Genomic DNA, 20,417 nt, shown 5'->3' with positions numbered 1-20,417 from the left:
TGGACCCGATTATGCGACGAATTGTGTATCACCGTAGCGACGAGGTCATGCGCTTTGTCGCCGCGGCAACGGGCGAGGCGAGCTACAATGACTGCACGACGATTGGGCTCGAAAAAGACGACCATATCGTGGCCGGCGTGGTGTACCAGGGATACAACGGCCCGAACGTGCTGATGCACTGCGCGATGCTGGAGTCGCGTCATCTGCTGACGCCGGCGTTTCTGTCAGCGGTTTTTCTGTATCCGTTCGTGGTGCTCAACTGCCGGCGGGTGACGGGGCTGGTGCGCACGGATAACCTGCGTGCGCAGCGGCTCGACGAGCACCTGGGTTTTCGGCGTGAAGGTATCATGCGCGAGGGCGCCGGAGACGGCACGGATTTCATCCTCTATGGCATGCTCAAGCAGGAATGCCGCTTCCTGCGCGGACGATATTTGCAGGCACTGCAGCAAGAGCTGGGGCTGATCATGCCGGGGCCGACGCGGGCCCGGCGCGCCGAGCCGTCTAAGTGACTCCTACTGAGCGGTATCCTTCATTGGCCATCGAGGCGATATCGCTGCCCGCGCGCGGTTGTTAAAATGCACGGATCTGAACGCGCACGCTGCGTGCCGTTCCCATCCATGGAGTTGCATGTCCCGCTGTCTTGCGTTGCTTAAAGAGGTCTTCGGCTATCCGGCGTTTCGCGGGCCGCAGGCCGATATCGTCGAACATGTCGCAGCGGGGCACGACAGCCTCGTGCTGATGCCCACCGGTGGCGGCAAGTCGTTGTGCTATCAGATTCCCGCGCTGGTGCGCCACGAAGCCGGCCTGGGCGCTGGCATCGTGGTGTCGCCGCTGATCGCGTTGATGCAGGACCAGGTCGCGGCGTTGACCGAGGCGGGGGTGCGGGCGGCCTACGTGAACTCGGCGCTCACCGCAGCCGAGGCGGCGGCAACCGAGCGCGCGTTCACGCGTGGTGAGTTGCAATTGTTGTACGTTGCACCGGAGCGACTGCTGACGGAGCGGTTCCTGGAACTGCTCGCGCGCAGCCGGATAGGGTTGTTTGCGATCGACGAAGCCCACTGCGTGTCGCAGTGGGGCCATGATTTTCGGCCCGAATACATGCAGCTATCCGCGCTGCACGAGCGTTTCCCGCAGGTGCCCCGCATCGCGTTGACCGCGACGGCAGACGCGCTCACGCGCGAGGAAATCATCGAGCGGCTCGCGCTGAACAACGCTCGGGTGTTCATTTCGAGTTTCGACCGGCCGAACATTCGTTACCGGATCGTCGAGAAGGACAACGCGCGTGTGCAACTACTCGACTTTATCCGGGCCGAGCACACCAACGTTGACGGTACCACCGATTCGGGCATCGTCTATTGCCTGTCGCGGCGCAAGGTCGAGGAGACGGCCGACTGGCTGGTGCAGCAGGGGCTGCGCGCGTTGCCGTATCACGCCGGCATGGACGCTCAGCTTCGCCAGCGGCACCAGCAGGTCTTCCAGCGCGAGGAGGGCGTCGTGATGTGCGCGACGATCGCGTTCGGAATGGGGATTGACAAGCCGGACGTGCGCTTTGTCGCGCATCTGGATCTGCCCAAGAGCATCGAAGGCTACTATCAGGAAACCGGCCGGGCCGGCCGCGATGGCCTCGCGTCCAACGCGTGGATGGCCTACGGGCTGGGCGACGTTGTGCAACAGCGCAAGATGATCGACGAGTCCGAGGCCGACGAACTGCACAAGCGCGTGCAAACGGCGAAGCTCGATGCGTTGCTTGGATTGTGCGAGACGGCCGGATGCCGGCGCGTGCATCTGCTCGGCTATTTTGGCGAAACGGGCCAGCCATGTGGCAACTGTGATACGTGCTTGGAGCCGCCGGCAACCTGGGACGGCACTCGCGAGGCGCAGATGGCGCTCTCGTGCGTGTACCGCGTGCAGCGGGCCAGCGGCTTTGGATTTGGCGCGGGCCACCTGATCGACATATTGCGCGGCAATGCAACTGAACGCGTCAAGCAACGGAGGCACGACGCGTTGAGCACCTTTGGTGTCGGCGCGGCGTTGTCAGAGGCGCAATGGCGGGCGATTTTTCGCCAGTTGATTGCGCTAGGCCTGCTTGCGGTCGATCACGCAGGCCATGGCGTACTGGTGCTCACGCAGGCGAGCAAGCCGGTGTTGAAGGGGGAGCGTAGCGTCACGCTGCGCCGGTATGCCAAACCCAAACGGGTGCGCGAGGCGGATGGCGCGCGTCGCGGCGAGCGCACCGATCCGACCGCTGGCATGTCGCCGCGCCAGCGTGCGTGCTGGGACCGGTTGCGCGCCTGGCGTAGCGAGACGGCTAAGGCCGACGGCGTGCCGGCCTACGTGATTTTCCACGATGCGACGCTAGCCGAACTGGCCCGCAGCGCGCCGGTTTCACTCGATGAGTTGCGCGGCGTACCGGGCCTGGGCGCGCGCAAATTCGAGCGCTTCGGTGACGAGCTGCTCGACGTGATCAGCGACGACTGACGGCGGTAGTCGCTCCGCCGGCGTGATCTAATGCATGCAACCTGTTGACGTACTTGCAAATTTTGGATTACTATGCCAGGTTCCGGTATTCGGCGCAAATGCGCTCGCATCGCTGGTCGCCCTCTGTGTCATTGTGGGCCGGCCGATTGTTAGCATGGCGGGCGCGGCACTATCGCCGCCGATATTCGGGTGTCGGTTCATCGGGTGGCGTGCGTGCAACCATTCAGGTCCGCTTGCCCGGGCCTGCGTCGTCCGGTTTTATCTATTTCCAGGAATCAACAATGCCAACCATCAATCAATTGGTTCGCAAAGGCCGCACTTCGGAGCATGTGAAGAGCAAGAGCCCGGCCTTGCAGGACTGTCCGCAGCGTCGCGGTGTGTGCACTCGTGTGTACACGACGACGCCAAAAAAGCCGAATTCGGCGCTTCGTAAGGTCGCGAAGGTTCGCTTGACGAACGGCTTCGAGGTCATCTCGTACATCGGTGGTGAAGGCCACAACCTGCAGGAGCACTCGGTCGTGCTGATTCGCGGCGGCCGGGTCAAGGACTTGCCGGGTGTGCGTTACCACATGGTGCGCGGCTCGCTCGACACGCAAGGCGTCAAGGACCGTAAGCAGGCCCGCTCGAAGTACGGTGCGAAGCGCGCCAAGGCGGGTAAGTAAGCTGCATCGTCCATCGATGCAAAGGCGGTGGTGCCGGATCGGTCGGCGCTATCGAGTAAGTGGTCACCCGGCCAAGCTGGTTAGTCGTGAGATGGATCGGGTTAGTTGGTGGCCGCGGGGTGGGGAAAGCAACCGCTCCAACTGAACAGTCAAAGGAACAGAAATGCCGCGTCGTCGCGAAGTCCCCAAGCGGGAAATATTGCCGGACCCGAAGTTCGGTAATGTTGATGTTGCAAAATTCATGAACGTACTGATGCTGTCGGGCAAGAAGTCAGTGGCCGAACGCATCGTGTACGGGGCTTTCGAGCAAATCCAGGGTAAGGCCGGCAAGGACCCCCTGGAAGTGTTCACTGTCGCGCTGAGCAACGTGAAGCCGGTGGTTGAAGTGAAAAGCCGCCGCGTTGGAGGTGCGAACTACCAGGTTCCGGTCGAAGTGCGCCCGTCGCGTCGTATGGCATTGGCGATGCGCTGGTTGCGTGAGGCCGCGAAAAAGCGTAGCGAGAAGTCGATGGCGCTGCGCCTGGCCGGTGAGCTGCTCGAGGCCGCGGAAGGTCGGGGCGGCGCGATGAAGAAGCGCGACGAAGTGCACCGGATGGCGGAAGCGAACAGAGCTTTCTCGCATTTCCGTTTCTAACGGCCGTTTAGGCTGGAAAGCCTGGTAAACGGAGAAGGAAATTCCGGGCGGGTGCGCTTCCGAAGCGCCTCGCCCGTTTGTGTTAAGGCGCATTGCGGTTCTCCCGCTGCGCAATCCTCTTGAGAGATTAAAGTGGCTCGTAAGACTCCTATCGAGCGTTACCGTAATATCGGTATCAGCGCTCACATCGACGCCGGCAAAACGACGACGACCGAGCGCATCCTGTTTTACACTGGTGTGAACCACAAGATCGGCGAAGTGCACGATGGTGCCGCGACGATGGACTGGATGGAGCAGGAGCAGGAACGTGGCATCACGATCACGTCCGCTGCAACGACGGCGTTCTGGAAAGGCATGGGTAACAACTACCCGGAACACCGCATCAACATCATCGACACGCCGGGACACGTGGACTTCACGATCGAGGTCGAGCGCTCGATGCGCGTGCTCGATGGCGCGTGCATGGTGTACTGCGCGGTCGGTGGCGTGCAGCCGCAGTCGGAAACCGTGTGGCGTCAGGCCAATAAGTACAAGGTGCCGCGGCTCGCGTTCGTGAACAAGATGGACCGTACCGGCGCAAACTTCTTCAAAGTGTATGACCAGTTGAAGACGCGCCTGAAGGCCAACCCGGTGCCGATCGTCGTGCCGATCGGTGCGGAGGAGTCGTTCAGGGGTGTCGTCGACCTGTTGAAGATGAAGGCGATCATTTGGGACGACGCGTCGCAAGGAACGAAGTTCGAATATGCCGACATTCCGGCTGAACTCGTGGACACGTGTAACGAGTGGCGCGAGAAGATGATCGAGTCGGCGGCCGAGGCGAGCGAGACGCTGATGGAAAAGTATCTCGGTGGCGAAGCGCTGACTGAAGCCGAGATCGTCAAGGCGCTGCGCGATCGCACGATCGCCTGCGAAATCCAGCCGATGCTGTGCGGGACCGCATTCAAGAACAAGGGCGTGCAACGCATGCTGGACGCGGTGATCGACTTCCTGCCGTCGCCGGTTGACATTCCGCCGGTCAAGGGCGAGACCGAGAGCGGTGAGGGTGCAGAGCGCAACGCATCCGACGACGAGAAATTCTCGGCGCTCGCGTTCAAGATCATGACGGACCCGTTCGTTGGCCAATTGATTTTCTTCCGCGTGTATTCGGGCGTCGTCAATTCTGGCGATACCGTGCTGAACTCGACGAAGGGCAAGAAGGAGCGCGTCGGACGGATTCTGCAAATGCACGCGAACCAGCGCGAGGAAATCAAAGAAGTGCGCGCTGGCGACATTGCCGCCGCGGTCGGCCTGAAGGAGGCGACCACCGGTGACACGCTGTGCGATCCGGCCAACCCGATCGTGCTCGAACGTATGGTGTTCCCGGAGCCGGTGATTTCGCAGGCCGTCGAGCCGAAGACGAAGGCCGACCAGGAAAAGATGGGCATCGCGCTGAACCGCCTGGCGCAGGAGGATCCGTCGTTCCGTGTCAAGACCGACGAGGAATCGGGCCAGACGATCATCTCGGGCATGGGCGAATTGCACCTGGAAATCCTGGTCGATCGGATGAGGCGCGAATTCAACGTCGAGGCGACGGTCGGCAAGCCGCAGGTTGCGTATCGCGAAACGATCCGCAGCTCGGCGGCGGACGTCGAAGGCAAGTTCGTCAAGCAGTCCGGCGGTCGCGGCCAATACGGCCATGCGGTGATCACGCTGGAGCCGAACGAGCAAGGCAAGGGCTATGAATTCCTTGACGAGATCAAGGGTGGCGTGATTCCGCGCGAGTACATCCCCGCGGTCGACAAGGGTATCCAGGAAACGCTCAAGAGCGGCGTGCTGGCCGGTTTCCCGGTCGTCGACGTGAAGGTGCATCTGACGTTCGGTTCGTACCACGACGTGGACTCGAACGAAAACGCGTTCCGGATGGCCGGCTCGATGGCGTTCAAGGAAGCGATGCGCCGGGCGAATCCGGTGATTCTCGAGCCGATGATGGCCGTCGAAGTCGAAACGCCGGAAGAGTACATGGGCAATGTGATGGGCGACCTATCGGGCCGTCGTGGCATCGTGCAGGGCATGGAAGACATGGTCGGCGGCGGCAAGATCGTCCGCGCGGAAGTGCCGATGTCGGAAATGTTCGGCTATTCGACGTCGCTGCGCTCGCTGACGCAAGGCCGTGCGACGTACACGATGGAGTTCAAGCACTATGCCGAGGCTCCGCGTAACGTGGCTGATGCGATCATCAACGCGAAAGCGAAGTGATCGGTCAGCAAACTCATTCACGAACCACTATTGAAAGAAGAGAAACATGGCTAAAGGTAAATTTGAACGGACCAAGCCGCACGTGAACGTGGGCACGATCGGTCACGTTGACCATGGCAAGACCACGCTGACGGCGGCAATCGCGACGGTGCTGTCGTCGAAGTTTGGCGGCGAAGCGAAGAAGTACGACGAGATTGACGCGGCGCCGGAAGAGAAGGCCCGTGGCATCACGATCAACACGGCGCACATCGAGTACGAGACAGAGCAGCGTCACTATGCGCACGTGGACTGCCCGGGTCACGCGGACTACGTGAAGAACATGATCACGGGCGCGGCGCAGATGGACGGCGCAATCTTGGTGGTATCGGCCGCAGACGGCCCGATGCCGCAAACGCGTGAGCACATTCTGCTGGCGCGTCAGGTGGGCGTGCCGTACATCATCGTGTTCCTGAACAAGTGCGACATGGTGGACGACGCGGAGCTGCTCGAGCTGGTGGAAATGGAAGTGCGCGAGCTGCTGTCCAAGTACGAGTTCCCGGGCGACGATACGCCGATTATCAAGGGCTCGGCGAAGCTGGCGCTGGAAGGGGATAAGGGCGAGCTGGGCGAAGCGGCGATCCTGAGCCTGGCCGATGCGCTGGACACGTACATTCCGACGCCGGAGCGTGCGGTGGATGGCACGTTCCTGATGCCGGTGGAAGACGTGTTCTCGATCTCGGGTCGAGGCACGGTGGTCACGGGGCGCGTGGAGCGCGGGGTGATCAAGGTCGGCGAGGAAATCGAGATCGTGGGCATCCGTGACACGACGAAGACGACGTGCACGGGCGTGGAGATGTTCCGCAAGCTGCTGGACCAGGGTCAGGCCGGGGACAACGTGGGCATCCTGCTGCGTGGCACCAAGCGTGAGGATGTGGAGCGTGGTCAGGTGCTGGCCAAGCCGGGTACGATCAAGCCGCACACGGGCTTCACGGCGGAAGTGTACGTGCTGAGCAAGGAAGAGGGCGGTCGTCATACGCCGTTCTTCAACAACTACCGGCCGCAGTTCTACTTCCGCACGACGGACGTGACCGGCTCGATCTCGTTGCCAGAGGGCAAGGAAATGGTGATGCCGGGTGACAACGTGTCGATCACGGTCAAGTTGATCGCGCCGATCGCGATGGAAGAAGGTCTGCGTTTTGCGATCCGCGAAGGTGGCCGTACCGTCGGCGCCGGTGTCGTCGCCAAGATCATTGAGTAAAATCGCTGGTTTGCTGTAGCGGTACGTTGTAGTGTCCGGAGCGGGCTGCCCGTTTCCCGATCGGGGGCCTGCTTCACGTTCTTTGGTTATGGCGATGCAATATCGCCTCGCTCTTTACAGGAAATGTCATGCAAAAGCAGAAAATCCGTATCCGCCTGAAAGCTTTCGACTACAAGCTGGTCGATCAATCGGCGCGGCAGATTTTCGAGACGGTACAGCGCACCGGCGCGATCCTCGTCGGCCCGATCCCGCTGCCGCGGCGCATCCAGCGCTTTGACATCCTGCGTTCGCCGCACGTGAATAAGACGTCGCGCGATCAGCTGGAAATCCGCACGCACCTGCGCTTGCTGGACATCGTCGACCCGACGGATAAGACCGTGGACGCGCTCATGAAGCTCGATTTGCCGGCGGGTGTCGACGTCGAAATCAAGCTGCAGTAACGCGGCTTTGCGGCGCGCCATGCACGGCGATGGCTTGGTGCGCCTAAGTCATTGATTGCTTGCAAAAAACGAAAAGCCTTGCTACAATGCTAGGCTTTTCGCGTATTTGCGTTAAAAAGCCGTGTGACAGGTGGGCGTCAGCCTTTCCCTGGTCGCCGGTGTTTCGTAATCAGCCCTGACCAATCGCAGTCGGGAATGGAGAAAACGATGAGCCTTGGACTCGTAGGTCGCAAGGTTGGAATGACCCGTATTTTCACGGCTGACGGTGATTCGATTCCCGTCACCGTACTGGACGTGTCGGACAACCGCGTGACGCAGATCAAGTCCGTTGAAACGGACGGTTATACGGCCGTGCAGGTTGCTTTCGGCGAGCGTCGCGCGTCGCGTGTGACCAAGCCGCTGGCCGGTCATCTCGCCAAAGCCGGTGTTCAGGCCGGCGAAATCCTGAAGGAATTCCGCATCGAAACCGACAAGGCGGTCGAGCTGTCGCCGGGCGCAGTGATCGATGTCGACTTGTTCGAAGTGGGTCAGAAGGTCGACGTGCAGGGCGTGTCCATCGGTAAGGGCTATGCCGGTACGATCAAGCGCTACAACTTCGGTTCGGGTCGCGCGTCGCACGGTAACTCGCGTTCGCACAACGTGCCGGGCTCGATCGGTATGGCGCAGGATCCGGGGCGTGTGTTCCCGGGTAAGCGCATGACCGGTCACCTCGGTGATGTGAAGACCACCACGCAGAATCTCGAGATCGCACGTATCGACGCGGAGCGCAAGCTTATCCTCGTCAAAGGTGCGGTGCCGGGCGCCAAGGGCGGCAAAGTTTTCGTGACGCCGGCCGTTAAGGCTCGCGCGAAGAAGGGGGCGTGACAATGGAACTGAAGCTCCTGAACGACCAAGGTCAGGAAAGCGCGGGTGTGAACGCGTCGGACGTCGTGTTCGGTCGTGATTACAATGAAGCGCTGATCCACCAGATTGTCGTCGCGTACCAGGCGAACGCGCGCAGCGGTAACCGTGCGCAGAAGGATCGCGAGCAAGTCAAGCACACGACGAAGAAGCCGTGGCGCCAGAAGGGCACGGGCCGCGCCCGCGCTGGGATGTCGTCGAGCCCATTGTGGCGCGGCGGTGGCCGTATCTTCCCGAACTCGCCGGAAGAAAACTTCGGCCAGAAGGTCAATAAGAAGATGTTTCGCGCTGGCGTCTGCTCGATTCTGTCGCAGCTTGCCCGCGAAGGCCGGCTGTCGGTCGTTGACGACATCAAGCTCGAGGCGCCGAAGACCAAGCTGCTGGCGGCCAAGTTCAAGGCCATGGGGCTCGAGTCGGTGCTCGTGATCACCGATACCGTTGACGAGAACCTGTACCTCGCGTCGCGCAACCTGCCGCATGTGGCGGTTGTCGAGCCGCGTTATGCCGACCCGTTGTCGCTGATCTACTTCAAGAAAGTGCTGGTCACGAAAGCTGCGGTCGCCCAGATCGAGGAGTTGCTGTCATGAGCGAAATGCGCAAGAACGATCATCGTTTGATGCAGGTTCTGCTCGCGCCGGTGATCTCTGAGAAGGCGACGCTGGTGGCCGACAAGAACGAGCAAGTCGTATTCGACATTGCGCCGGACGCCACGAAGCAGGAAGTCAAGGCGGCAGTCGAATTGTTGTTCAAGGTCGAAGTGGATTCGGTCAACGTGCTGAACGTGAAGGGCAAAGCCAAGCGCTTTGGCCGTTTCATGGGCCGCCGCAAGGACGTACGCAAGGCGTACGTGAACCTGAAGCCGGGCCAGGAAATCAACTTTGAAGCGGAGGCCAAGTAATCATGGCACTCGTTAAGCTCAAACCGACTTCGCCTGGCCGTCGTGCGATGGTGAAGGTGGTCAACAAGGAACTGCACAAGGGCAAGCCGTACGCGGCGCTGCTCGATAAGCAAAGCTCTACGGCTGGCCGCAACAATAATGGTCATATCACGACGCGCCACAAGGGCGGCGGTCACAAGCATCACTATCGCGTGGTCGATTTCCGTCGCAACAAGGACGGTATCCCGGCGAAGGTCGAGCGTCTCGAATATGACCCGAACCGTAGCGCGAACATTGCCCTGTTGTGCTATGCCGACGGCGAGCGCCGCTACATTATCGCGCCGAAGGGTGTGATGGTTGGCGCGCAACTGTTGTCGGGCTCGGAAGCGCCGATTCGCGCAGGCAATACGCTGCCAATCCGCAATATTCCGGTGGGTACGACCATTCACTGTGTTGAAATGCTGCCGGGCAAGGGGGCGCAAATCGCGCGCTCGGCCGGTGCGTCGGCGATGCTGCTGGCTCGCGAGGGCACGTATGCGCAGGTTCGTCTGCGCTCGGGTGAAATCCGCCGCGTGCATATCGAATGTCGTGCAACGATCGGTGAAGTCGGCAACGAGGAACACAGCCTGCGCCAGATCGGCAAGGCTGGTGCGAATCGTTGGCGCGGTATCCGTCCGACGGTCCGCGGCGTTGCAATGAACCCGATCGACCACCCACACGGTGGTGGTGAGGGTCGTACGGCGGCGGGTCGCGATCCGGTGAGCCCGTGGGGCACGCCGACGAAGGGCTTCCGCACGCGTCGCAACAAGCGCACGACGACGATGATCGTCCAGCGCCGTCACAAGCGTTAAGGAGTAGGCAATGGCACGTTCTGTTAAAAAAGGTCCGTTCTGCGACGCCCATTTGCTGAAGAAGGTTGAGGCGGCTGCAGCTTCGCGTGACAAGAAACCGATCAAGACCTGGTCGCGTCGTTCGACGATCCTGCCGGATTTCATCGGCTTGACGATCGCCGTGCACAACGGCCGTCAGCATGTTCCGGTGTATGTGTCGGAAAACATGGTCGGCCACAAGCTCGGCGAATTCGCGTTGACCCGTACGTTCAAGGGACACGTGGCCGACAAAAAGGCCAGGAAATAAGGGGCAATCAAGATGGAAGTGAAAGCAATTCATCGCGGTGCCCGCATTTCGGCGCAGAAGACGCGCCTTGTGGCTGACCAGATTCGCGGTTTGCCGGTCGACAAGGCACTGAACATTCTGACGTTCTCGCCGAAGAAGGCAGCGGGTCTCGTCAAGAAGGTGGTGCTGTCGGCGATCGCGAACGCGGAGCACAACGAAGGCGCGGATATCGACGAACTGAAGATCAAGACGATCTACGTCGACAAGGCGGCCTCGCTGAAGCGTTTCACCGCGCGTGCGAAGGGCCGCGGTAACCGCATTGAGAAGCAATCCTGTCACATCACTGTGACGGTCGGGAATTAAGGGGTCACACGATGGGACAAAAAATTCATCCGACTGGCTTCCGTCTGGCCGTCAGCCGTAACTGGGCGTCGCGTTGGTACGCGAACAACACCCAGTTTGCGGGGATGCTGAAGGAAGACATCGGCGTTCGCGAATACCTGAAGAAGAAGCTGAAGAACGCGTCGGTGAGCCGCGTTGTGATCGAGCGTCCTGCAAAGAACGCGCGTCTGACGATTTTCAGTTCGCGTCCAGGCGTCGTGATCGGCAAGAAGGGTGAGGATATCGAGTTGTTGAAGACCGAACTGCAGCGCCGCATGGGCGTGCCGGTTCATGTCAACATCGAAGAAGTCCGTAAGCCGGAAACCGATGCGCAATTGATCGCCGATTCGATCACACAGCAGCTTGAGCGCCGGATCATGTTCCGTCGCGCGATGAAGCGCGCGATGCAAAATGCGATGCGTCTGGGCGCGCAGGGCATCAAGATCATGAGTGCGGGTCGTCTGAACGGCATCGAAATCGCACGGACCGAATGGTACCGTGAAGGCCGTGTGCCGCTGCACACGCTGCGCGCCGACATCGACTATGCGACGTCGGAAGCGAAGACGACATACGGCATCATCGGCGTCAAGGTGTGGGTCTACAAAGGCGATACGCTCGGCCGCAACGATCTGCCGGTCGTCGAAGAGCCGACGGAAGACAAGCGTGGGCGCCGCAATGCCCGCCCGGGCGATCGTCGCCCGCGCCGTGATGGCGAAGGCAGCGCACCGGGCGCACGTCGGGGCGGTCCGCGCCGTAGTGGTGCCGGTGCTGGCGGCGACGCGAAGAGTGGAGAATAACCATGCTGCAACCGAAACGCAGAAAGTACCGCAAAGAGCAAAAGGGTCGTAATACGGGCGTCGCAACGCGTGGCAACGCGGTGTCGTTCGGTGAGTTTGGCCTGAAAGCGGTCGGGCGCGGCCGTTTGACCGCGCGCCAGATCGAAGCCGCGCGTCGAGCGATGACCCGTCACATCAAGCGTGGCGGCCGCATCTGGATTCGCATCTTCCCGGACAAGCCGATTTCACAAAAGCCGGCTGAAGTGCGGATGGGTAACGGTAAAGGTAACCCTGAGTACTACGTCGCCGAGATCCAGCCCGGCAAGATGCTGTACGAAATGGATGGCGTTAACGAAGAGCTGGCGCGTGAGGCGTTCCGTCTGGCAGCGGCGAAGTTGCCGCTGAAGACGATGTTCGTCGCCCGCCAGATCGGCGCCTAAGGAGTCAAGCGATGAAAGCTTCCGAACTTCGCGACAAGGATCAGGCCGCGCTCAACAAGGAGCTGTCGGACCTGCTAAAAGCCCAATTCGGTCTGCGCATGCAGCTCGCGACCCAACAGCTGCAGAACAACAGCCAGCTGAAGAAGGTCCGCCGCGACATCGCGCGTGTGCGTACCGTGTTGACTGAAAAGGCGAACCAGAAATGAACGATAGCGTTAAAACCTCGCTTAAGCGGACGCTGGTCGGCAAGGTCGTCAGCAATAAGATGGACAAGACCGTGACCGTGCTCGTCGAGCATCGCGTCAAGCACCCGATCTACGGCAAGTACGTCGTGCGCTCGAAGAAGTACCACGCGCACGACGAGGCGAACACGTACAACGAGGGCGACCTCGTGGAGATCCAGGAAAATCGTCCGATTTCGAAGACGAAGGCTTGGACCGTGTCCCGCCTGGTTGAAGCGGCGCGCATCATCTGAACGAAGGCGGCGTGAGCCGCCGCAGTATCGCAATAAGTTGTTGCAAGTCCGAGATTATTTGTTATAATCTCGGACTTCCCTCATATAAGGGATGCCCCGTCGCGGGTAAGTGGTGGGGCTGAGTTGGCCAGTGCGCGTGTGGGTGGCTGTCATCCGCGCCGCAAGATTCACCGATTGCGATGGCGGGTTTCGTCTGCCGTCGCTGCTGTTCTAACCCAAGCAGCCGATCGGCTGACGGGACCAAGACTGACCGGCCGCGCCATGGTGGCGTGCCGGATTAAGTTGGGAAAGATAAACCATGATCCAGACCGAAACTCGGCTTGAAGTAGCCGACAACACGGGTGCACGCGAAGTGTTGTGCATCAAGGTGCTCGGCGGCTCGAAGCGTCGTTACGCGAGCATTGGCGACATCATCAAGGTGAGCGTCAAGGAAGCCACGCCGCGTGGGCGCGTCAAGAAGGGCGAAATCTACAACGCCGTGGTGGTTCGCACCGCCAAGGGCGTGCGTCGTCAGGACGGCTCGCTGATCAAGTTCGACGGCAATGCCGCCGTGCTCCTGAACAACAAGCTTGAGCCGATCGGTACGCGCATTTTCGGGCCGGTCACGCGTGAATTGCGTAGCGAACGTTTCATGAAGATCGTTTCGCTTGCGCCGGAAGTGCTGTAAGGAGTCGCGATGAACAAGATTCGCAAGGGTGACGAAATCATCGTCATCGCAGGCAAGGACAAGGGCAAGCGCGGTACCGTGCTGGCGGTTGCGGGCGATCGTGTGACGGTTGAAGGTATCAATCTCGTGAAGAAGCACGTGAAGCCGAACCCGATGAAGGGCACGACCGGCGGTGTGGAAAGCAAGTCGATGCCGTTGCACATCTCCAACGTCGCGTTGGTCGATGCGAACGGCCGTGCGTCGCGAGTGGGCATCAAGGTCGAGGAGGGCAAGAAGGTGCGCTTCCTGAAGACCACCGGTGCTGTGCTGAGCGCCTGAGTCGGGAGTCAAAAATGGCACGTTTGCAGCAGGTTTACAAAGAGAAGATTGTTCCCGAACTGACGCAAAAGTTCGGCTACAAGTCCGTCATGGAAGTGCCGCGCATCACCAAGATCACGTTGAACATGGGTCTTGGTGACGCGGTCGCTGACAAGAAGATCATTGACAACGCGGTGGGTGATCTGACGAAGATCGCCGGTCAGAAGCCGGTCGTGACGAAGGCGCGTAAGGCAATCGCGGGCTTCAAGATCCGCCAGGGCTATCCGATTGGCGCGATGGTCACACTGCGTGGCCGCGCGATGTATGAGTTCCTGGATCGCTTCGTGACAATTGCGCTGCCGCGGGTGCGCGATTTCCGCGGCATCTCGGGCCGGGCATTCGATGGTCGCGGCAACTACAACATCGGGGTGAAGGAGCAGATCATTTTCCCCGAGATCGATTACGACAAGATCGACGCGCTGCGTGGGCTGAATATCAGCATCACGACGACTGCGAAGACCGACGAAGAAGCGAAGGCACTGCTCGCCAGCTTCAAGTTCCCGTTCAGAAACTGAGGTTACCGTGGCTAAACTGGCACTGATCGAACGTGAAAAGAAGCGTGCTCGTCTCGCAGCGAAGTATGCGCCAAAGCGCGCGGCGCTGAAGGCGATCATTGACGATACGAGCAAGTCCGACGAAGAGCGCTACGAAGCGCGCCTGAAGCTGCAGCAACTGCCGCGCAACGCGAACCCGACCCGCAAGCGCAATCGCTGCGCGATCACCGGGCGTCCGCGTGGCACGTTCCGCAAATTTGGCTTGGCGCGCGGCAAGATTCGCGAAATCGCATTCCGCGGCGAGATTCCCGGCCTGACGAAGGCGAGCTGGTAAGGAGCAACATAAATGAGCATGAGTGATCCTATCGCCGATATGCTGACTCGCATCCGCAACGCGCAGATGGTCGAGAAGGCTGCGGTGACGATGCCCTCGTCGAAAGTGAAGGTCGCAATCGCGCAGGTTCTGAAGGACGAAGGCTACATCGACGACTTCGTCGTGAAGGCCAATGGCCCGAAGGCGGAACTGAACATTGCGTTGAAGTACCACGCCGGCCGGCCGGTCATTGAGCGTCTGGAACGCGTGTCCAAACCTGGTCTTCGTGTGTATCGCGGTCGCAACGAGATCCCGCAGGTCATGAACGGCCTGGGTGTCGCCATCGTGTCCACGCCGAAGGGAGTGATGACCGATCGCAAGGCGCGCGCCACGGGTGTGGGCGGCGAAGTCATTTGCTACGTCGCGTAAAGCCCGACAGGAGAGTGAAACATGTCTCGAGTAGGTAAGAGCCCGATTCCTCTGCCCAACGGTGCTGAGGTGACGCTGGGCGATACGCAGATTACGCTAAAGGGGCCGTTGGGCACGATTTCTCAGGCGCTGAACCCGCTTGTGAAGGTGATCAACGACAACGGCGAACTGAAGTTCCAACCGGTCGACGAGTCGCGCGAGGCAACCGCGCTGTCCGGCACGATGCGCGCGCTCGTCGCGAACATGGTGAACGGCGTGACGAAGGGCTTCGAGCGCAAGCTCACGCTGGTCGGCGTTGGTTACCGTGCGCAGGCGCAAGGCGACAAGTTGAATCTGTCGTTGGGCTTCTCGCATCCGGTCGTGCATCAAATGCCGGAAGGTGTGAAGGCGGAAACGCCGTCGCAAACGGAAATCGTCATCAAGGGGATCGACAAGCAGAAGGTCGGCCAGGTTGCCGCGGAAGTGCGCGGCTACCGTCCGCCTGAGCCCTACAAGGGCAAAGGTGTGCGCTACGCCGACGAAGTCGTGATCCTCAAGGAAACGAAGAAGAAGTAAAGGTGCGCAATCATGGATAAGACTCAATCTCGCCTGCGCCGTGCTCGTCAAACGCGTATCAAGATCGCTGAGCTGCAGGTTGCGCGTCTGGCCGTGCACCGCACCAACCAGCACATCTACGCGCAGGTGTTCTCGCCGTGCGGTACGAAGGTGGTGGCGAGCGCATCGACCGTCGAGGTCGAAGTGCGCCAGCAACTGGCCGACAAGTCGGGCAAGGGCGGTAATGTCGCCGCGGCTCAGCTGATCGGCAAGCGTATCGCCGAGAAGGCCAAGGCTGCCGGTATCGAATCCGTCGCCTTCGACCGCTCGGGCTTCCGCTATCACGGTCGCGTCAAGGCGCTTGCCGATGCGGCGCGTGAAGCCGGGCTCAAGTTCTAAGGATAGGGATTCGTCATGGCAAAGATGCAAGCGAAGGTTCAGGCCGACGAACGCGACGACGGCCTGCGCGAAAAGATGATCTCGGTCAATCGTGTGACCAAGGTCGTGAAGGGTGGCCGGATTCTCGGTTTCGCCGCGCTGACGGTGGTTGGCGACGGTGATGGTCGGGTCGGCATGGGCAAAGGCAAGGCCAAGGAAGTGCCGGTCGCCGTCCAGAAGGCGATGGAGCAGGCTCGCCGTAATATGTTCAAGGTACCGCTGAAGAACGGCACGCTGCAGCATGAGGCGCACGGCAAGCACGGCGCGTCGCAAGTGTTGCTCGCACCGGCCAAGCAGGGTACCGGCGTGATTGCCGGCGGCCCGATGCGTGCGGTGTTCGAGGTGATGGGCGTGACGAACGTCGTGGCGAAAAGCCACGGTTCGACGAACCCGTACAACCTCGTTCGTGCCACACTCGACGGTCTGCGTCGCCAGTCCACGCCGGCCGATATCGCGGCCAAGCGCGGCAAGAGCGTCGAAGAAATTTTGGGTTAAGGCGGGGTGGTCACCATGTCTGGAAAAACTGTCAAGGTCCAGCTCGTCAAGAGCCTGATCGGTACCCGCGATACGCATCGCGCGACGGTGCGCGGCCTCGGCCTGCGTCGCCTGAACTCGGTTAGCGAATTGCAGGACACGCCGGCGGTGCGCGGCATGATCAACAAGGTCTCGTACCTCGTTAAGGTCATCGGCTAAGCGCGACACGAGCTTAAGGAGTGAATATGGAACTGAACAACCTGAAGCCGGCTGCAGGCTCTAAGCACGCAAAGCGTCGCGTCGGCCGTGGCATTGGCTCCGGCCTGGGCAAGACGGCGGGCCGTGGTCACAAAGGCCAGAAGTCGCGTTCGGGCGGCTTCCATAAGGTGGGCTTCGAAGGCGGTCAAATGCCGTTGCAACGCCGCTTGCCCAAGCGCGGGTTCACGTCACTGACGAAGGAGTTCGTTGGTGAAGTACGTCTGGGCGACCTGGAAAAGCTGCCGGTCGACGAAATCGATCTGCTGGCGTTGAAGCAAGCGGGCCTCGTAGGCGAGCTGATCAAGAGTGCGAAGATCATCGCGACCGGCGAGATCAAGCGCAAGGTCACGATCAAGGGGCTGGGCGCCACGAAGGGCGCGCGTGCTGCAATCGAAGCTGCGGGCGGTTCGTTTGCTGAGTAAGTCGTTGCAGACGCGGTCACTCGGATTTGCTACGGAGAAGGTTCTTGGCTAACAGCCCGACTTTCGCAAAGACTGGACGCGGTGGGCCGAAGTACGGCGATCTGCGTCGGCGGCTGGTCTTCCTGCTGCTGGCGTTGATCGTCTACCGAATCGGCGCGCATATCCCGGTGCCGGGAATCGATCCTGATCAACTGGCCAAGCTGTTCCAAAGCCAGTCCGGCGGCATCCTGGCCATGTTCAACATGTTCTCGGGTGGCGCGCTGTCGCGGTTCACGATATTTGCGCTGGGGATCATGCCGTACATCTCGGCATCGATCATCATGCAGCTGCTTGCGATCGTGTCCCCGCAGTTGGAAGCGCTGAAAAAGGAAGGACAGGCGGGTCAGCGCAAGATTACTCAGTACACGCGCTACTTCACGGTGGCGTTGGCGACGTTTCAGGCATTCAGTATCGCGGTTGCGCTCGAGAATCAGCCGAACTTGGTGATCGATCCGGGCATGATGTTCCGGTTCACGACGGTGGTGACGCTGGTGACCGGCACGATGTTCCTGATGTGGCTCGGCGAGCAGATCACCGAGCGCGGCTTGGGCAACGGGATTTCGATCATTATCTTCGGTGGTATCGCGGCGGGTTTCCCGAACGCAATCGGCGGATTGTTCGAACTGGTGCGCACTGGATCGATGAGCATCATCTCGGCGATCATCATCGTCGCGCTGATTGCCGCGGTCACGTATCTGGTCGTGTTTATCGAACGGGGGCAACGCAAGATCCTTGTGAACTATGCGAAGCGTCAAGTCGGTAACAAGATCTATGGTGGCCAGTCGTCGCACCTACCATTGAAGCTGAACATGTCGGGTGTGATTCCGCCGATTTTCGCGTCGTCGATCATCCTGTTGCCGGCGACGATCGCGAACTGGGTCAGCTCCGGCGCGAACATGCGTTGGCTGCATGATCTGGCGTCGACGTTGGCGCCGGGGCAACCGGTGTACGTGATGTTGTACGCGTTGGCTATTGTTTTCTTCTGCTTCTTCTACACCGCGTTGGTGTTCAATAGCAAGGAAACGGCCGACAACCTGAAGAAAAGTGGTGCTTTTGTTCCGGGGATTCGCCCGGGCGAGCAGACCGCGCGTTACATCGACAAGATTCTCACCCGTCTGACGCTGGCCGGTGCGATCTATATCGTATTCGTGTGCCTCTTGCCCGAATTCCTGGTGCTGCGCTGGAACGTGCCGTTCTACTTCGGCGGCACTTCGCTGCTGATCATCGTCGTCGTGACGATGGATTTTATGGCGCAGGTGCAGTCGTACGTTATGTCGCAACAGTATGAATCGCTGCTCAAGAAAGCCAATTTCAAGGGCGGCAATCTCCCGATGCGTTGAACACAAGGAATATGGCCAAAGACGATGTCATTCAGATGCAGGGCGAGGTCATTGAAAACCTCCCCAATGCAACATTCCGGGTGAAACTGGAAAACGGCCATGTCGTGTTGGGACATATCTCCGGAAAGATGCGGATGCACTATATCCGGATCCTCCCGGGCGACAAGGTGACGGTGGAATTGACGCCTTACGATCTGTCTCGTGCGCGGATCGTGTTCCGGGCGAAGTGATTGAGAAAAAGGGTAATATCATGAAAGTGATGGCATCGGTTAAGTGCATTTGCCGCAATTGCAAAATCATCAAGCGCAAGGGCGTCGTGCGCGTCATTTGCAGCTCGGATCCGCGTCACAAGCAGCGCCAGGGCTAAGGCTACGCTTGCGCTTTTTGTTTGAGGAAAAACAATGGCTCGTATCGCAGGGGTTAACATCCCAGTTCACAAGCACACCGTGATCGGCCTACAGGCGATTCTCGGTATTGGTGCCTCGCGCGCACGGTTGATCTGTGCGTCAGCTGGCGTGGACACTTCGAAGAAGGTCAAGGAACTGACCGACGCGGATCTCGAAAAGCTGCGCGATGAAGTCGCGAAGTTCGTCGTCGAGGGCGATTTGCGCCGTGAAGTGACGATGAACATCAAGCGTAAGATGGACATCGGTTGCTACGAAGGTGTCCGCCATCGCAAGGGTCTGCCCATGCGCGGTCAGCGCACGCGCACGAACGCCCGTACCCGTAAGGGTCCGCGTCGTGCAGCCCAAGCGCTGAAGAAGTAAGCGGAACTGACAGTTACAGGAAAACGTAATGGCTAAGGCTTCGAACAGCAGCGCGGCGCAACGCGTTCGCAAGAAGGTCAAGAAGAACGTCGCCGAGGGCGTAGTACACGTCCATGCGTCGTTCAATAACACGATCATCACGATCACGGATCGCCAGGGCAACGCACTGGCGTGGGCGACGTCGGGTGGTCAAGGGTTTAAGGGTTCGCGCAAGTCGACTCCGTTCGCGGCACAGGTTGCCGCCGAGTCGGCCGGCCGCGTCGCGGTGGAGTATGGCGTGAAGAACCTCGAGGTCCGGATCAAGGGTCCGGGCCCGGGTCGCGAATCGGCGGTTCGCGCGCTGCACGGCCTTGGCATCAAAATCACGGCGATTTCCGATGTGACGCCGGTGCCGCACAACGGATGTCGTCCGCCGAAGCGCCGCCGCATCTGATGCAAGCAAGCGTATTGGAGCCTGCTGCCGTGCACGGCAGCAGGCTTGCTGCATTGAGTTTATCAACTAAGTCCACCGTTCGGCCCAAAGGGCGCGAACTAGCGCGGATCGGCCAGATCCGCGTAAATCAACGTTAAGGAATTGCAAAGTGGCACGCTATACCGGTCCGAAAGCAAAACTGTCCCGCCGCGAAGGCACCGATCTGTTCTTGAAGAGCGCGCGTCGCTCGCTCGCCGATAAGTGCAAGCTCGATAGCAAGCCGGGCCAGCATGGTCGTACGTCGGGTGCACGCACGTCCGACTATGGTCTGCAACTGCGCGAAAAGCAAAAGGTGAAGCGGATCTACGGCGTGCTCGAGCGCCAGTTCCGTCGTTACTTCGCCGAAGCCGATCGCCGCAAGGGCAACACCGGCGAAACGCTGCTGCAACTGCTCGAGTCGCGTCTGGACACGGTCGTGTATCGCATGGGCTTCGGCTCGACGCGTGCTGAAGCGCGTCAGCTGGTCAGCCACAAGGCGATCACCGTGAACGGCCAAGTGGCGAACATCCCGTCATTGCAGGTGAAAGCTGGCGACGTGGTCGCCGTGCGTGAGCAAGCGAAGAAGCAGACGCGGATTCAAGAGGCGTTGTCGCTGGCCGAGCAAAACAACTTCCCGGGCTGGGTGTCGGTCGATGCAAAGAAGTTTGAAGGTACCTTCAAGCACGTGCCGGAGCGTAGCGATATTGCCGGCGACATTAATGAAAGCCTGATTGTCGAATTGTACTCGCGCTAATCGTATCGACGGCCGAGCTGCTTGTCCGC

At 60.3% G+C, this 20,417-nt stretch carries 33 protein-coding genes; all 33 read left to right on the top strand.

Going from position 1 to position 20,417, the window contains the following annotated elements; genetic code table 11:
• The first annotated feature begins 11 nt into the window (after window positions 1-11).
• The 33 genes from B0O95_RS10430 (at window position 12) to rpsD (ending at window position 20,388) form a co-directional block, all read left to right on the top strand.
• The gene (locus tag B0O95_RS10430) at window positions 12-509 is read left to right on the top strand and encodes a GNAT family N-acetyltransferase (RefSeq protein WP_104077835.1); all 498 of its coding nucleotides are present in this window, start codon (window positions 12-14) and stop codon (window positions 507-509) included.
• Between the two features lie 118 nt (window positions 510-627).
• Window positions 628-2,478, top strand: a complete 1,851-nt coding sequence (gene recQ, locus B0O95_RS10425) for a DNA helicase RecQ (protein ID WP_104077834.1) — start codon at window positions 628-630, stop codon at window positions 2,476-2,478.
• Between the two features lie 281 nt (window positions 2,479-2,759).
• Window positions 2,760-3,140, top strand: a complete 381-nt coding sequence (rpsL, locus tag B0O95_RS10420) for a 30S ribosomal protein S12 (protein ID WP_041754145.1) — start codon at window positions 2,760-2,762, stop codon at window positions 3,138-3,140.
• 163 nt (window positions 3,141-3,303) lie between these two features.
• Entirely contained in the window at window positions 3,304-3,774 is a 471-nt protein-coding gene (gene rpsG / locus B0O95_RS10415) for a 30S ribosomal protein S7 (protein WP_013434778.1), read from the top strand.
• Between the two features lie 132 nt (window positions 3,775-3,906).
• A complete protein-coding gene (fusA, locus tag B0O95_RS10410; protein WP_104077833.1) occupies window positions 3,907-6,009 on the top strand; it encodes an elongation factor G in 2,103 nt (700 codons plus the stop codon).
• A gap of 46 nt (window positions 6,010-6,055) precedes the next feature.
• On the top strand, window positions 6,056-7,246 hold the full coding sequence (gene tuf, locus B0O95_RS10405; RefSeq protein WP_104077832.1) for an elongation factor Tu: 1,191 nt from the start codon (window positions 6,056-6,058) through the stop codon (window positions 7,244-7,246).
• A gap of 128 nt (window positions 7,247-7,374) precedes the next feature.
• On the top strand, window positions 7,375-7,686 hold the full coding sequence (gene rpsJ, locus B0O95_RS10400) for a 30S ribosomal protein S10 (RefSeq protein ID WP_013434780.1): 312 nt from the start codon (window positions 7,375-7,377) through the stop codon (window positions 7,684-7,686).
• Window positions 7,687-7,893: 207 nt separating this feature from the next.
• Entirely contained in the window at window positions 7,894-8,550 is a 657-nt protein-coding gene (rplC, locus tag B0O95_RS10395) for a 50S ribosomal protein L3 (RefSeq protein ID WP_104077859.1), read from the top strand.
• A 2-nt stretch (window positions 8,551-8,552) separates the two neighbouring features.
• A complete protein-coding gene (rplD, locus tag B0O95_RS10390; RefSeq protein ID WP_076785644.1) occupies window positions 8,553-9,173 on the top strand; it encodes a 50S ribosomal protein L4 in 621 nt (206 codons plus the stop codon).
• Complete coding sequence (rplW, locus tag B0O95_RS10385) at window positions 9,170-9,484, top strand: 50S ribosomal protein L23 (protein WP_076785643.1); 315 nt, start codon at window positions 9,170-9,172, stop codon at window positions 9,482-9,484. Before rplD ends, rplW begins: the two co-directional genes overlap by 4 nt.
• A gap of 2 nt (window positions 9,485-9,486) precedes the next feature.
• Window positions 9,487-10,314 carry a 50S ribosomal protein L2 gene (gene rplB / locus B0O95_RS10380; RefSeq protein ID WP_076785642.1) on the top strand — a complete coding sequence of 276 codons (828 nt, stop codon included), beginning with the start codon at window positions 9,487-9,489 and terminating at the stop codon, window positions 10,312-10,314.
• A 10-nt stretch (window positions 10,315-10,324) separates the two neighbouring features.
• Window positions 10,325-10,600, top strand: a complete 276-nt coding sequence (gene rpsS, locus B0O95_RS10375) for a 30S ribosomal protein S19 (RefSeq protein WP_076785641.1) — start codon at window positions 10,325-10,327, stop codon at window positions 10,598-10,600.
• A gap of 12 nt (window positions 10,601-10,612) precedes the next feature.
• On the top strand, window positions 10,613-10,942 hold the full coding sequence (rplV, locus tag B0O95_RS10370) for a 50S ribosomal protein L22 (RefSeq protein ID WP_076785640.1): 330 nt from the start codon (window positions 10,613-10,615) through the stop codon (window positions 10,940-10,942).
• A gap of 11 nt (window positions 10,943-10,953) precedes the next feature.
• Complete coding sequence (gene rpsC / locus B0O95_RS10365; protein ID WP_104077831.1) at window positions 10,954-11,757, top strand: 30S ribosomal protein S3; 804 nt, start codon at window positions 10,954-10,956, stop codon at window positions 11,755-11,757.
• A gap of 2 nt (window positions 11,758-11,759) precedes the next feature.
• Window positions 11,760-12,176: a 50S ribosomal protein L16 gene (gene rplP, locus B0O95_RS10360; protein WP_076785638.1), complete on the top strand. Its 417-nt coding sequence runs from the start codon at window positions 11,760-11,762 to the stop codon at window positions 12,174-12,176.
• Between the two features lie 11 nt (window positions 12,177-12,187).
• Window positions 12,188-12,382 carry a 50S ribosomal protein L29 gene (gene rpmC / locus B0O95_RS10355; protein WP_104077830.1) on the top strand — a complete coding sequence of 65 codons (195 nt, stop codon included), beginning with the start codon at window positions 12,188-12,190 and terminating at the stop codon, window positions 12,380-12,382.
• Window positions 12,379-12,651: a 30S ribosomal protein S17 gene (rpsQ, locus tag B0O95_RS10350; RefSeq protein WP_013434790.1), complete on the top strand. Its 273-nt coding sequence runs from the start codon at window positions 12,379-12,381 to the stop codon at window positions 12,649-12,651. Before rpmC ends, rpsQ begins: the two co-directional genes overlap by 4 nt.
• 298 nt (window positions 12,652-12,949) lie before the next feature.
• Window positions 12,950-13,318: a 50S ribosomal protein L14 gene (gene rplN, locus B0O95_RS10345; RefSeq protein WP_013434792.1), complete on the top strand. Its 369-nt coding sequence runs from the start codon at window positions 12,950-12,952 to the stop codon at window positions 13,316-13,318.
• Between the two features lie 9 nt (window positions 13,319-13,327).
• Window positions 13,328-13,636 carry a 50S ribosomal protein L24 gene (rplX, locus tag B0O95_RS10340; protein WP_013434793.1) on the top strand — a complete coding sequence of 103 codons (309 nt, stop codon included), beginning with the start codon at window positions 13,328-13,330 and terminating at the stop codon, window positions 13,634-13,636.
• Between the two features lie 14 nt (window positions 13,637-13,650).
• Window positions 13,651-14,190, top strand: coding sequence for a 50S ribosomal protein L5 (gene rplE / locus B0O95_RS10335; protein ID WP_076785636.1), 540 nt, complete (start codon window positions 13,651-13,653; stop codon window positions 14,188-14,190).
• 7 nt (window positions 14,191-14,197) lie between these two features.
• Complete coding sequence (gene rpsN / locus B0O95_RS10330) at window positions 14,198-14,503, top strand: 30S ribosomal protein S14 (RefSeq protein WP_013434795.1); 306 nt, start codon at window positions 14,198-14,200, stop codon at window positions 14,501-14,503.
• A gap of 12 nt (window positions 14,504-14,515) precedes the next feature.
• On the top strand, window positions 14,516-14,911 hold the full coding sequence (gene rpsH, locus B0O95_RS10325; RefSeq protein ID WP_104077829.1) for a 30S ribosomal protein S8: 396 nt from the start codon (window positions 14,516-14,518) through the stop codon (window positions 14,909-14,911).
• A 21-nt stretch (window positions 14,912-14,932) separates the two neighbouring features.
• Window positions 14,933-15,466: a 50S ribosomal protein L6 gene (gene rplF / locus B0O95_RS10320; protein ID WP_104077828.1), complete on the top strand. Its 534-nt coding sequence runs from the start codon at window positions 14,933-14,935 to the stop codon at window positions 15,464-15,466.
• Between the two features lie 12 nt (window positions 15,467-15,478).
• The gene (gene rplR / locus B0O95_RS10315; protein WP_013434799.1) at window positions 15,479-15,844 is read left to right on the top strand and encodes a 50S ribosomal protein L18; all 366 of its coding nucleotides are present in this window, start codon (window positions 15,479-15,481) and stop codon (window positions 15,842-15,844) included.
• Window positions 15,845-15,859: 15 nt separating this feature from the next.
• Window positions 15,860-16,378: a 30S ribosomal protein S5 gene (gene rpsE, locus B0O95_RS10310; RefSeq protein WP_076785633.1), complete on the top strand. Its 519-nt coding sequence runs from the start codon at window positions 15,860-15,862 to the stop codon at window positions 16,376-16,378.
• 15 nt (window positions 16,379-16,393) lie between these two features.
• Complete coding sequence (rpmD, locus tag B0O95_RS10305; protein WP_041753260.1) at window positions 16,394-16,576, top strand: 50S ribosomal protein L30; 183 nt, start codon at window positions 16,394-16,396, stop codon at window positions 16,574-16,576.
• 26 nt (window positions 16,577-16,602) lie between these two features.
• Window positions 16,603-17,037: a 50S ribosomal protein L15 gene (gene rplO, locus B0O95_RS10300; protein WP_104077827.1), complete on the top strand. Its 435-nt coding sequence runs from the start codon at window positions 16,603-16,605 to the stop codon at window positions 17,035-17,037.
• A 44-nt stretch (window positions 17,038-17,081) separates the two neighbouring features.
• Window positions 17,082-18,416, top strand: a complete 1,335-nt coding sequence (gene secY, locus B0O95_RS10295) for a preprotein translocase subunit SecY (RefSeq protein WP_104077826.1) — start codon at window positions 17,082-17,084, stop codon at window positions 18,414-18,416.
• Between the two features lie 11 nt (window positions 18,417-18,427).
• Window positions 18,428-18,646: a translation initiation factor IF-1 gene (gene infA, locus B0O95_RS10290; protein ID WP_004521905.1), complete on the top strand. Its 219-nt coding sequence runs from the start codon at window positions 18,428-18,430 to the stop codon at window positions 18,644-18,646.
• Window positions 18,647-18,666: 20 nt separating this feature from the next.
• On the top strand, window positions 18,667-18,783 hold the full coding sequence (rpmJ, locus tag B0O95_RS10285; RefSeq protein ID WP_041754149.1) for a 50S ribosomal protein L36: 117 nt from the start codon (window positions 18,667-18,669) through the stop codon (window positions 18,781-18,783).
• A 34-nt stretch (window positions 18,784-18,817) separates the two neighbouring features.
• Window positions 18,818-19,183 (top strand): 30S ribosomal protein S13, encoded by a 366-nt coding sequence (gene rpsM, locus B0O95_RS10280; RefSeq protein WP_076785630.1) that lies wholly within the window; start codon window positions 18,818-18,820, stop codon window positions 19,181-19,183.
• Between the two features lie 28 nt (window positions 19,184-19,211).
• On the top strand, window positions 19,212-19,616 hold the full coding sequence (gene rpsK / locus B0O95_RS10275) for a 30S ribosomal protein S11 (protein ID WP_104077825.1): 405 nt from the start codon (window positions 19,212-19,214) through the stop codon (window positions 19,614-19,616).
• A 148-nt stretch (window positions 19,617-19,764) separates the two neighbouring features.
• A complete protein-coding gene (rpsD, locus tag B0O95_RS10270; protein WP_013434810.1) occupies window positions 19,765-20,388 on the top strand; it encodes a 30S ribosomal protein S4 in 624 nt (207 codons plus the stop codon).
• The last annotated feature ends 29 nt before the right edge of the window (window positions 20,389-20,417 follow it).

The sequence above is a fragment of the Mycetohabitans endofungorum genome, assembly GCF_002927045.1.
In the GTDB taxonomy this organism is placed as follows: domain Bacteria; phylum Pseudomonadota; class Gammaproteobacteria; order Burkholderiales; family Burkholderiaceae; genus Mycetohabitans; species Mycetohabitans endofungorum.
This window is presented reverse-complemented; position numbering and strand designations above follow the sequence as displayed.